The organism is Roseiarcus sp. (assembly GCF_052145395.1).
In the GTDB taxonomy this organism is placed as follows: Bacteria; Pseudomonadota; Alphaproteobacteria; order Rhizobiales; family Beijerinckiaceae; genus Roseiarcus.
In genome coordinates, this window is sequence record NZ_JBKQOT010000716.1 from 1 (window position 1) to 11,997 (window position 11,997).

The 11,997-nt window shown below is 65.6% G+C and carries 8 protein-coding genes; 3 read left to right on the plus strand and 5 right to left on the minus strand.

From position 1 onward, the window contains the following. Positions 1 to 967 (plus strand): hypothetical protein (locus ACLP25_RS24605; protein ID WP_442471749.1); only part of this gene is annotated, 967 nt, incomplete at its 5' end. Positions 968 to 972: 5 nt separating this feature from the next. Further along, a complete protein-coding gene (locus tag ACLP25_RS24610) occupies positions 973 to 1,419 on the plus strand; it encodes a hypothetical protein (protein WP_442471750.1) in 447 nt (148 codons plus the stop codon). 115 nt (positions 1,420 to 1,534) lie between these two features. Here the strand turns inward: ACLP25_RS24610 and ftsH are convergent, their stop codons facing one another. From ftsH to ACLP25_RS24630, 4 genes are all read right to left on the minus strand, one after another. Further along, the gene (gene ftsH, locus ACLP25_RS24615) at positions 1,535 to 3,463 is read right to left on the minus strand and encodes an ATP-dependent zinc metalloprotease FtsH (protein WP_442471751.1); all 1,929 of its coding nucleotides are present in this window, start codon (positions 3,461 to 3,463) and stop codon (positions 1,535 to 1,537) included. Between the two features lie 320 nt (positions 3,464 to 3,783). Further along, positions 3,784 to 5,478 carry an AMP-binding protein gene (locus tag ACLP25_RS24620; protein ID WP_442471752.1) on the minus strand — a complete coding sequence of 565 codons (1,695 nt, stop codon included), beginning with the start codon at positions 5,476 to 5,478 and terminating at the stop codon, positions 3,784 to 3,786. Between the two features lie 67 nt (positions 5,479 to 5,545). After that, positions 5,546 to 8,122 (minus strand): ABC transporter permease, encoded by a 2,577-nt coding sequence (locus ACLP25_RS24625; RefSeq protein ID WP_442471753.1) that lies wholly within the window; start codon positions 8,120 to 8,122, stop codon positions 5,546 to 5,548. Then, positions 8,119 to 8,808 carry an ABC transporter ATP-binding protein gene (locus ACLP25_RS24630; RefSeq protein WP_442471754.1) on the minus strand — a complete coding sequence of 230 codons (690 nt, stop codon included), beginning with the start codon at positions 8,806 to 8,808 and terminating at the stop codon, positions 8,119 to 8,121. Before ACLP25_RS24630 ends, ACLP25_RS24625 begins: the two co-directional genes overlap by 4 nt. Positions 8,809 to 8,893: 85 nt before the next feature. On the opposite strand from ACLP25_RS24630, the gene ACLP25_RS24635 reads away from it, so the two are divergent. Then, positions 8,894 to 9,499 (plus strand): arylesterase, encoded by a 606-nt coding sequence (locus ACLP25_RS24635; protein ID WP_442471756.1) that lies wholly within the window; start codon positions 8,894 to 8,896, stop codon positions 9,497 to 9,499. 86 nt (positions 9,500 to 9,585) lie between these two features. Here the strand turns inward: ACLP25_RS24635 and ACLP25_RS24640 are convergent. After that, the coding region (locus tag ACLP25_RS24640; protein WP_442471755.1) for a GcvT family protein at positions 9,586 to 11,997 on the minus strand (2,412 nt) is incomplete at its 5' end.

The following is an 11,997-nucleotide window of genomic DNA, read 5'->3' on the forward strand; positions in this document are numbered from 1 at the left end:
ATGCGAGAATCGCGTACAAGAATTGCTTTCCGATCCGCTTCTGGCAGGCAAAGACGATTTCTCGGTGTCGCGGCTCAAGCAGTACAAAGTGCTTGAGGAGCGGCAACGAATACAGTCGACGACCGAAGACCCGGTTGAATTTCTTGGAGCCAGTCAAATCTGCGTTCAAATTGTCTATGACGTTGAGGAACATCTCGACCGAGCAATCGAGCTGATTAACAGAACAAATCAACTTAATTTCACGAAACTGAGACTGCCCGAAGACATTGGCGGCGCGCGTCATCAACTCTGCGAATTGCTTTCTGGGCACAATATTCAGGCTGGATTAGCGCACGTTTGGGATCGCTTTGGCGACTATGGCTTTGTGGGATTGTATATCATGCGGCGAGAGGTCGGTCAGCCGCCGCAACTTATCCATTATTGTTTTTCTTGCCGCACGCTCGGAATGCACGTGGAGACATGGCTGTACCGGCGGCTCGGGCGTCCAAATCTGACCATCAATGGGTGTGTCCTGACCGACGTCATTGGAGACGATCGGGAGATTGACTGGGTCCATCTCGACGGGAGTTTAATCAGCGACGAGCGCAAAGGCGAAGTCAAGGGCATTCCACGAATCGTTTTACGGGGCGGCTGTGAAATGCTGGCGCTGGCTCATTATCTCCAGTTGCTGACCGACAAGGTCATAGGGGAATACGTCTTCGTGCGCGATGGGATAAGTATTAAAATTGATCACTCAATCTTTCTTCGTTACTCTCTCGACAGGCTGTCCGAGTCGTCGATGACAGCTTTACACAGCCTCGGATATAAAGACGAGGATTTCCTGACAGCTGTCGCGGAATTGGGTTCCGACGACGATGTCTTTCTTTTTGCGTTCTGGGGGATGCGCATTCGTGGTTGTATCGGCACAAAACTCTCGGACACGCCGTCCCTTTCAACGCCTTTCCGGCGGTCCGCGGCGGCGACCTGACTACGGTGACCGAGGTAGAGATAGACCCGGCCTACCGGAAGCCCTGGCTGATCTCTGCTTTTCAGACGATGAGCCGCGAGTACGAAGCGATCGGCCTCATCACCGAAGAGCTTTTCAAGGAGAATCGCCGAATTGTCTTCGATCGTCTCCCGAAGGCAGCCCGGTTCTTCGTCCTCAGCGGAAATGAATGGGTGCGGCCTCGCAACGCTGGCAGGTGGCTATTTCAGCCAACTGCCGACGTGAATCGTTGGTCGAAAGAGGTTGTTGAGGACTATCAAAACGGTGTTTTCATCGACGTGCACCCGTATCTGGTCGAGCATGACGCCGTCGACCCGGAACAGGCGAGCCATTTTCGCCGCAGCGTTTACTACAGGATTTACGAAGACATCGTCACGCGGATTGGCGCCGACAAAGGCGCGGCGCGGGATATGGCGGTTGGTAACGGCGAGTAGCGCGCCCCGCTCGGTTCTCCGAAGCGACGAAATGAAGCGTCTCCCGTAATGAGCGCGCCGCGCAAAAAGCCCGGTGGGCTTATGGCTCCGCCCGCTCGGAGGCTTGCTTCCGCCGTCAGGTCTGCGGCTGGGGCTCTAGGCCGCCTGCATCGGGCCCGAGCGGACGCGGCTTGCCTGTCGACGGCACGGCCGCGCGCGGCGGGGCCGGCGGCTCGCGGTCCGCGGCCGACTCGCGCACCGGCCGCACGCCCTGTAGAAGTCCGACGATCTCGTCGCCGGTCAAGGTCTCGAACTCCATCAGTCCGTTGGCGAGCACCTCGAGGTCGGCGCGCCGCTCGGTCAAGATGCGGGTCGCCGTGTCGTGCGCTTCGTGGACGAGGCGGCGGACCTCCTGATCGATCGTCTCCGCGGTGGCCTCGGAGATGTTCTGCTGGCGGCCGAGCGAATAGCCGAGAAAGACCTCGTCCTGGTTCTCGCCGTACATGACAGTCCCGAGCTTCTCGGAGAAGCCGAGCCGCGTGACCATTGCGCGGGCGATCTTGGTCACCTGCTGGATGTCGCCGGCGGCGCCCGAGGTCACCTTGTCCTTGCCGAAGATAAGCTCCTCCGCGACGCGCCCGCCCATCGACATGGCGAGCATGGCGATGAGCTGCTCGTAGCTCTGCGAAATCTGGTCCCGCTCCGGCAGCGACTGCACCATCCCCAGAGCCCGGCCGCGTGGAATAATCGTCGCCTTGTGGATCGGGGTCGAGGCCGGCATCGAGACGGAGACCAGCGCATGGCCCGCCTCGTGATAGGCGGTGAGGCGCTTCTCCTCCTCGGTCATGATCAAGGTGCGGCGCTCGGCGCCCATCATGATCTTGTCCCGAGAATCCTCGAATTCCTGCCGGGTGACGACCCGCTTGCCGCGCCGGGCGGCGAGCAGCGCGGCCTCGTTGACAAGGTTCATCAGGTCCGCGCCGGAGAACCCCGGCGTCCCGCGCGCGACGACCTTGAGGTCGACGTCGGGGGCGAGCGGAACCTTGCGCACGTGGACCTTGAGAATCTTCTCGCGGCCGATGAAGTCCGGGTTGGAGATCACGATTTGCCGGTCGAAGCGGCCGGGGCGCAGCAGCGCCGGGTCGAGCACGTCGGGCCGGTTGGTTGCGGCGATGATGATGATGCCTTCGTTCTGCTCGAAGCCGTCCATCTCGACGAGCAACTGGTTCAGCGTCTGCTCACGCTCGTCGTTGCCGCCGCCGAGGCCCGCGCCGCGATGCCGGCCAACCGCGTCGATCTCATCGATGAAGATGATGCAGGGCGCGTTCTTCTTCGCCTGCTCGAACATGTCGCGCACGCGGCTCGCGCCGACGCCGACGAACATCTCGACGAAGTCCGAGCCGGAAATGGTGAAGAACGGCACGTTCGCCTCGCCCGCGACGGCGCGGGCGGTGAGGGTCTTGCCGGTGCCGGGCGGCCCGACCAGCAACACGCCGCGCGGGATCCGACCGCCGAGCTTCTGGAATTTCTGCGGATCGCGCAGGAACTCGACGACTTCCTGCAGATCTTCCTTGGCCTCGTCGATGCCGGCGACGTCCTCGAAGGTCACGCGCCCTTGCGCTTCAGTGAGAAGCTTCGCCTTCGACTTGCCGAATCCCATGGCCTTTCCGGCGCCGCCCTGCATCTGCCGGGTCATATAGATCCACAGGCCGAGGAACAGCAGCACGGGAAGGACGCTGGAGACGATCGTCAAGAGCCAGTTGTTCCCGTCGGACGGCGGCTTGGCGGTGATCGCGACGTCCTTCTTGAACAGGGTCTGGACAAGGGTCGGATCGTTCGGCGCATAGGTCTGGAACGCGCGGCCGTCCTTCATGTGGCCGGTGATCTCCGGCCCCGCGATGGTCACGTCGCGGATGTTGCCGCCGTCGGCGTCAGTGAGGAGCTGGCTGAACGTGATCTCGCTCGACGACGCCTTCTGGCCCGGGCTCTGGAACAAGGTGACCAGGGCCAGCACGAGCAGGAAAATGATCACCCACAGGGCGAAGTTGCGATAATTTGCGTTCATCGTCTTCCCGTGACGGACGGACGGCGGAGAATTCTCCAATCCGTCCCGGCGCCGTCGTTAAGAGCACATTTAAGCGCGCAGGTCTTGCTTGCCAAGAGAACCCCAATCTTTAGCATACGAACGAGACCTGAAGATTGTAGCCTTTTGGCGACGGCCGGGCAGGAAAGTCTGATCCGTGCGCTCAGAACTTGGGCCGCCGCGATCCGGCGCGGGCCCAAAATGCCCCTTTCGATTGATCAGCGCATCCATCAACTGGGCGCATGATAACTCTGTTCCCGGCTTCAAAATGCGACCCTTGGTGTAGAAGAAAAGGCGGCCGCTCACGCCGTCTTTTCCTCGGCGAGCGCCAGTTCGTCCATCATCGCCTTGCGCATCAGGAATTTTTGCGCCTTGCCGGTCACCGTCATCGGGAATTCGTCGACGAAGCGCACGTAGCGCGGGACCTTATAATGCGCGATCGAGGCCCGGCAGAAGGCGATCACCTCCTCCTCGTTGAGCTCAGCCCCTTCCCGGCGGCGGATCCAGACGCACAACTCCTCACCGTATTTGTGGTCCGGCACGCCGAACGCCTGCACGTCGGCGACGGCCGGATGGGTGTAGAGGAATTCCTCGATCTCGCGCGGATAGATATTCTCGCCGCCGCGGATCAGCATGTCCTTCAGCCGCCCGACGATGTTGCAATAGCCCTCGGCGTCAATGGTCGCGAGGTCGCCCGTGCGCATGAACCGCGCCTCGTCGATCGCCCTGGCGGTCGCGGCCGGGTCGTCCCAGTAGCCGCGCATGACGCTGTAGCCGCGGGTAAGCAGTTCGCCCGGAACGCCGGGCGGCACGATGCGCCCATCGTGGTCGACGATCTTGACCTCGAGATGCGGCTGGATGCGCCCGACCGTCGAAACGCGGCGCTCGATCGGGTCGTTGTACGCGCTTTGGAAGCTGACCGGGCTCGTCTCGGTCATGCCGTAGGCGATGGTGACCTCGCGCATATGCATCTTGTCGACCACTCGCCGCATGACCTCGACCGGACAAGGGGAGCCCGCCATGATCCCCGTCCTCAGCGTCCTGAGGTCGAAACGGGCGAATTCAGGATGGTCGAGCATCGCGATGAACATGGTCTGCACGCCGTGCAGGCCGGTGCAGCCCTCGGCCTCGACCGCCTCGAGCGTGGCGATCGGATCGAAGCCTTCGGAAGGGCTCACCATGCAGGCGCCGTGGGTTACGCAGGCGAGGTTGCCGAGCACCATGCCGAAGCAATGATAATAAGGCACCGGGATGCAGAGCCGGTCCTCGGCGATCAGGCGCATCGCCTCGCCGATGAAAAAGCCGTTGTTGACGATGTTGTGGTGGGTGAGCGTCGCACCCTTCGGGGCGCCGGTGGTGCCCGAGGTGAATTGGATGTTAATCGGGTCGTCGAACTGCAGCGTCGCGCCGAAATCGATGAGCGTCTGGCGCTCGGCCTCGGGCGTCAGCCGCGCGACCTCGTCAAAATTGAGCATGCCGGCCGTCTTCTCGGTCCCGAGACGGATGACAATCTCGAGGTTCGGCAGCCGAGCCGCCTTGACGCGGCCGAGGGCGGCGGCGTCGATCTCCGGCGCGATCGAACGGAGCGAGGCGAAATAGTCATTGCTCTTGTGGCCGGGGCTCAGGATCAGCGCGCGGCAGCCGGATTTCTTGATCGCATATTCGAATTCGTGCACCCGATAGGCCGGGTTGATGTTGACCAGGATGAGCCCGGCGAGGGCCGTCCCGAACTGGGCGAGCACCCATTCGCTGCAATTGGCCGCCCAGATGCCGATCCGGTCGCCTTTCTTCAGCCCGAGCGCGCGAAGGCCGACGGCGAGGTCCTCCGAGCGCCTGAGAAGGTCGGCGTAGGTCCAGCGCACGTTCTGATGGCGGGTGATCTGCGCCACCCGCTCCGGCCCCTCCGCCGCGACGCGCCTGAGAAGCGTCCCGATCGTCTCGCCGAGAAGCGGCGTCGCGCTTGCGCCATGGACATAGGACTGGGTGAGTAAGGCCACGACGTTCGCTCCCTTTTTTGGGGCGCGGCGCCCCGTTCCCACGCCCACCAAGCGGACGCCGTTCGTATCATAACTCGCGCAAGAACGCCGCAGGCTTCTGGCCGAGGATCCGCCACGCGCCGATCATGCCGAGGACGACGGTGAAGGCGAGGCCGCCGGCCGCGGCGGCGAGCGCCGAGACCCAATCGAAGGCGAAGTCGGCGAACATGATGCGGGTCACGACCGCCCATGCGATCAGCGTCCCTGCGGCTACGGCGAAGGTCGCCGTGGCCGCGCCGAGAATCGCGTATTCGATCAGGAATAGGACGCTGAGGCGGGTCCGCGTCGCGCCGAGGATCTTCAGGATCGTCACGTCGGCGAGGCGGGCGCGGCGGTTGGCCGCGAGCGCGCCGGCGAGCACGAGCACGGAGGTTAGGAGCGCGACGCCAGTCGCGGCGCGGATCGCCAGAGCGAGCTTGGCCACAAGCGCCTCCACGGTCTCCAGAGCGTCGCGCACCCGGATGCTGACGACGCTCGGGAAGTCGCGCGCGGCGGCGCGCAAAAGCGCGATCTCGCTATCGGCGCCGTCGGCCGGGGGCAGCGCGGTTGAGACGAGTTCGCTGAACGGCGCGCCCCCAAAAGTGTTGGGGGAGTAGACGAGCACGAAGTTGATGGCGTAGCTGCGCCAGTTCACCTTGCGGAAATTGGCGACGGTAGCCGCCACATCGCGGCCGAGCACGTTGACCACGACGGAATCGCCGATCTTGAGGCCGAGCCCTTCCGCCACTTCCTTCTCCATCGAGACGAGCGGCGGCCCGGAATAGTCTTTCGCCCACCATTGGCCCGCCACGACTTCGGAACCCTCCGGGGGCGTCGCGGCGAAGGTCACGCCGCGGTCGCCTTCCAGCGCCCAGGCGACTTTGTCGCTCGCTTTCGCTTTCTCGACCGGCGTTCCAGCGAGGCTGACGAACCGACCGCGCATCATCGGCGTCTCGCTGATCTTGGCTCCGGGCGCCTCGCGCCTGAGGAAGTAGATGAAGCGCGGCGCCTCGGCGCTGCGCAGATCGAGGAAGAAAAAGCTCGGCGTGATGCCCGGCAGCGTCTCTCTCAGCTCGTTGCGCATGTTGAAGTCGATCAGGCTCAGCGCGACCAGCGCCGCAAGCCCGAGGCCCAAGGACAGCACGATGGACGGCGTCAGCGCCCCCGGCCGGTAAATCGCGGAAAGCACCATCCGCAGCTCCACCAGCCGCGTCGCCGGCGCATGGCGCGCGGCGAGCGCGAGGCCGAGCGCGACAAGGCGGAGCACAGCGAAAGCGGCAAGGGTCGCGCCGGCGACGGCGAGCGCGATCGTCCGCTGCGGGCTCGTGACCACGGCGAGCGTGACGAGCGCGCCGGCGGCGAGCGCCGCGACGGCGAGATAGCGGGCGCGCGGCCATCCCTGCCGCTCCTCGGCGAGGTCGCGGATCAGCGTCGTGACGGGGAGGTCGTGCGCGCGGGAGAGCGGCGGCAGAGCGAAAGCGAGCGCGGTCAAGAGGCCGTAGGCGACGCCAAGTGCGATGACGCCCGCGTCCACCGAGGGGCTAAGCGGGATCGGGATCAGTTCCGCGAACAGGGCGGCGACGGCGAACGGAATGGCGGCCCCGAGCGCCGCGCCCGCGAGCGCGCCGACGAGCGCGACCGCCAAAAACTCGGCCACGGCGAGCATGACGACGCTCGTCCCGGTCGCACCGATTGCTTTCAGGATCGCCAGCGTCGCGCGTTTCCGCTCGACGAAGCCCTGCGCGGCATTGGCGACGCCGACCCCGCCGACGACCAGCGACAAGAGGCCCGCGAGCGTCAGGAACTCGGCGAACCGGTCGAGGTCGCGGCTGAAGTCGGGCGACACGGCGAGGCGCGTGCGCGTCTCCCAGCCGGCCTCAGGGAACGCGCGATTGGCTGCTTCCATGAAGCGCTTGACGGCAGCCTCGTCGGGAGGGGCGCCGGCCGCGTCCATCACGACGCGAGTCGTCCAGCGCACGAGCGACCCCGGCTGCACGAGATGGGTCGCCTCCAGCGCGGCCTGCGATATGAGCAGACGCGGCCCGAATCCGACGCCGACCGCGAGCCGGTCGGGCTCGCTCGAAACGGCTGCGTTGAGGACGAGTTTCGCGTCGCCGAGGCGGAACGTGTCGCCGATCTTCAAATTGAGCCTGGCGAGCAGCGCCTCTTCCGCCGCCGCGCCGAAGACGCCGTCCTTCTCGGCGAGCGCTTTGGCGGGCGGGATCGGGGGCTGAAACGTCGCCGCGCCGATCGAGGGCCAGAAAGGCTCGACCGCCTTGACTTCGACGAGCGCGGCGTCGCCATTTTCGGTCCGCGCCATCGCCCGCATGGTCGCGATGGTAGAGAGTTTCCCGTTTTTGCCGAGAAAGGTCGCCTCGTCAGGCGCCAAACGGCGGTGGATCAGCGAAAACGACGCGTCCCCGCCGAGGATGACCCGCCCCTGCCGCGCAAGGCCGTCGTCGAGGGCCTTCGCTAGGCTCTCGACCCCGACGATCGCCATGACGCCGAGCCCGATGCAGACGAGGAAGATCCACAGGCCCGCGAGGCCGCCCCGCAGGTCGCGCAGGGCGAACCGCAGGACCGGCGCGCGTTTGCGGGAAAGCGGCAAACCAAGGGGAGCGTTCATGCCGTGACCAGCGGCGCGTCCTCGACCGCGCCGGAGCGCATCCGGATGATGCGGTCGCAGCGGGCGGCGAGCGCCGGATCGTGAGTAACGAGCGCCAGCGTCGCGCCGCGCCGGGCGGGGAGCGCGAAGATCAGGTCCATGATCGCCCGGCCGGTCTCCTCGTCGAGGTTGCCGGTCGGCTCGTCGGCGATCAGCAGCGAGGGATTGGGCGAGAGCGCGCGGGCGAGCGCCACGCGCTGCTGCTCGCCGCCGGAAAGCTGGGCCGGGTAATGGCTCAGCCGGTCGCTGAGGCCCACCTGCTCGAGCTCGTCCCGCGCGGGGGCGAAGGCGTTACGCTGGCCTGCGAGCTCCAGCGGCGCGGCGACGTTCTCCAGCGCCGTCATGGTCGGGATGAGATGGAAGGATTGGAACACGATGCCGATGCGGGCGCCACGGAAGCGGGCGAGCGCGTCCTCGCCCAAGGTCCCGAGGCTCACGCCGTCGACGGCGACCTCGCCGCGGTCCGGCCGTTCGAGTCCCGCCATGATCATGAGCAGCGTCGACTTGCCGGAGCCGGACGGCCCGACGATCCCGACCGCCTCGCCCTTGGCGATTGTCAGGCCGACGTCGCGCAATATATGCACCCGGGCGGCGCCTCGGCCAAGGCTGAGATCGACGCCGCGCATCGCTACTGCGGGAAGGCTCATCGTGTCGGAAATCCTGAAGGCGGGGCCGCCCTCATATGGGCATTGGCGGGCAGTCGTCCAGGCGGCCGCCCTCGTCGCGGGATTCGTGGCGGCCTTGGCGCTGACCTGCGCCGCGCCAGTCTCTGCGCGGACCTTGAAGCTCGTCGCGCTGGGCGACAGCCTGACCGCCGGCTACGGCCTGCCGCCCGGCAAGGCCTTTCCCAACCAGCTCGAGGCGGCGCTGAAGGCGAGGGGATTTGACGTGAAGGTGGTCAACGCCGGGGTCTCCGGCGACACCGCCGACGACGGCCTCGCCCGCTACGACTGGGCGGTCCCGCCGGACGCCGACGCGCTCATCGTCGAGCTCGGCGCCAACGATATGCTGCGCGGCCTCGAGCCCAAGCAGACGAAAAAGACCCTCGCCACCATCCTGGATCGGGCGAAAACGGCGCATCTGCCGACCTTGCTCACCGGCGTGCTCGCCGCGCCTAATCTGGGGGCGGAATATGACAAGGCTTTCGACGCGATCTACCCGGCGCTGGCGCAACAGTATGGCGCGGTCCTCTATCCGTTCTTCAACGACGGCGTCGCGGGCGACCCGAAGCTCAACCAGCCAGACGGCCTGCACCCGAACGCTGCGGGCGTCGCGGTGATCGTCGGGAGAATTCTGCCGACGGTCGAAGACCTGCTCAAGCGCGCAAACCGGTCGTGATCCGAGGCGCTGGGTGAAGGCGGCGTACCAATCGACGCCCTATCCATCGCGAAAATCCTTTTGACCGGCAGGCGGGTCGGTGTCGCTCACTCGCGCAAGGCGGCGTTGGCCGGATCGTAGGGGCTGTCCGGGATCACGACCGCGCGACGCTTTTCGCCGAGGACAGCGATTTCGAGCTCGGTCCCCGGCGCGGCGAGGTCAGGCCTGACCATCGCGAGCGCCAGAGACTTGCGTGTCCGCCAGCCGTAGCCTCCAGCGGTCGTGCGCCCGACCGGAGCGCCGTCCTTCGTCACCGGCTCGGAGCCGCGGGCGTCGGCGTCGGTCATGCCGGAAACCTCGAGCGTGATGAGCCGATTGGCGAAGCCGGCGGCCCGCCATTGGAGCAACGCCTCGCGCCCGAGGAACTGGCCCTTGTCGAGAGCGACGAAGCGCTCGAGTCCGGATTCGAGCGCCGCATATTCGATCGACAGCTCTCGCCCGACCAGCCTGTAAGACTTCTCGAGCCTCAACGAATCCATGGCCCGGATTCCGAACGGCTTAATCCCCATGGGCCGGCCGGCATCCATAAGCGAGTCGAAAATGTAGTTCTGCATCTCGATCGGGTGGTGCAGCTCATAACCGAGTTCGCCGACGAAATTGACGCGTAAAACAAGAAGGCCTGCGGCGCCGATCGAGCAGGCGCGGGCCGTGAGCCACGGAAACGCAGCGTTCGAGACGTCGATGTCGGCGATCTTCGCGAGCGCCTCGCGCGAGCGGGGACCGGCAAGCACGAGCACGCCCCTCTGCGTTGTCACCTTGTCGAGCCGAACAGAGCCGTCGTCCGGCAGAAGTTTCTCGAGGGAATCGAAATCGTGCGTTTCCAGCGCGCCGGCCGAGACGAGATAGAAACGCCCGCGGCCAAGGCGCGTCAGCGTGAACTCGGCGCGCACTCCTCCCCTTGCCGTGAGAAGATAGGTCAGCGTCACGCGGCCGGGGGCCTTCGGCAGCCGGTTTGTCAGGATCGAATCGAGCCAGGCTTCCGCCCCCGACCCGGAGACCTCGAACTTGGCGAAGGCCGACATGTCCATCAGGCCGACGTTCTCGTGCACGTTGCGGCACTCTTCGCCGACGAACGTGAAGTCGTTCGAGCGCTGGAAGCTCCACTTCTCGCGCGGGCGTTCGCCACGCTTGGTCTCGGGATGGTTTGCGTTCAAAAGCACGTCGGGTTTTGCAAGCTCGGCGTCGCTGAGCCCGTATCCCTCCGGCGCGAAGAAATTCGGCCGCTCCCAGCCGTAGACCGAGCCGAACACGGCGCCGAGCGCCTTCATGCGGTCGTAGCAGGGCGTCTGGCGTAAGGGACGCGCCGCCACGCGCTCCTCGTTCGGATAGTGAACGGTGAAGACCTTGGCGTAGGCCTCCTTGTTCTTCTCGATGAGATAGCCCTTCTCGGCGTAAGGTCCGAAGCGGCGCGGATCGACGCCGAGCATGTCGATCGTCGGCTCGACTTCGACAATCCATTCCGCAATCTGCCAGCCGGCGCCGCCTGCCGCGGTGACTCCGAAGGAATGTCCTTCGTTCAGCCAGAAGTTCCTCAATCTTGGGGCGGGCCCGACGATCGGCGAGCCGTCAGGCGTGTAGGCGATCGCGCCGTTGTAGACCTTCTTCACGCCGACTTCGCCGAAGGCAGGGACCCGGGCGATCGCCGTCTCGATGTGCGACGAGAGCCGGTCGAGGTCGTCGGGGAAAAGCTCGTACTCGCTGTCGGGCGAGGGGCCATCGACATAGCAAGCCGGCGCGCCGGCCTCGTAAGGCCCGAGAAGCAGACCGCCCGCCTCCTCGCGCATGTACCAGGACGAATCGGACTCGCGCAAGACGCCCATTTCCGGCAGGCCCTGCGCCTTGCGCTTCACGATCTCGGGATGCGGCTCGGTCACGATGTACTGTTGCTGCACCGGAATGACTGGCACGTTGATCCCAACCATGTGGCCTGTCGCCCGGGCGAAACTGCCGGTCGCCGAGACCACGTGCTCGCAGACGATCTCGCCCTTGTCGGTGACGACTTTCCACTCGCCGCTTCGCTGCCCTTCGATTGACGTCACCGTCGTCAAGCGATTGATCTCCCCGCCACGGTCGCGCGCGCCGCGCGCCAGCGCCTGCGTCAGGTCGGCCGGCTGGATGTAACCGTCCTCGGGATGCTGGATCGCGCCGATGATCCCTTCAACGTTGCAGAGCGGCCAGATCGCCTTCACCTGATTCGGCGTCAGGAATTTCACCTCGATTCCGCCGATCGTCGCGGCGACGCCGGCGTAATACCTGTACTCGTCCAGTCGGTCGCGCGTGCGCGCGAGCCGAATGTTGGAGACCTGCCGGAAGCCGACGTCGAGCCCGGTCTCGGTCTCGAGCGTCTTGTAGAGCGCGACCGAATACTTGTGCAGCTGCCCGACCGAATAGCTGAGGTTGAAGAGTGGCAGGAGCCCCGCCGCGTGCCAGGTGGAGCCCGAGGTCAGCTCCTTGCGCTC

What these genes read in the sequence shown, in the direction of transcription:
- ACLP25_RS24630 (WP_442471754.1), bottom strand. Translation starts at nt 8,808, where the DNA reads ATGAGCCTTCCCGCAGTAGCGATGCGCGGCGTCGATCTCAGCCTTGGC.
- ACLP25_RS24625 (WP_442471753.1), bottom strand. Translation starts at nt 8,122, where the DNA reads ATGAACGCTCCCCTTGGTTTGCCGCTTTCCCGCAAACGCGCGCCGGTC.
- ftsH (WP_442471751.1), bottom strand. Translation starts at nt 3,463, where the DNA reads ATGAACGCAAATTATCGCAACTTCGCCCTGTGGGTGATCATTTTCCTG.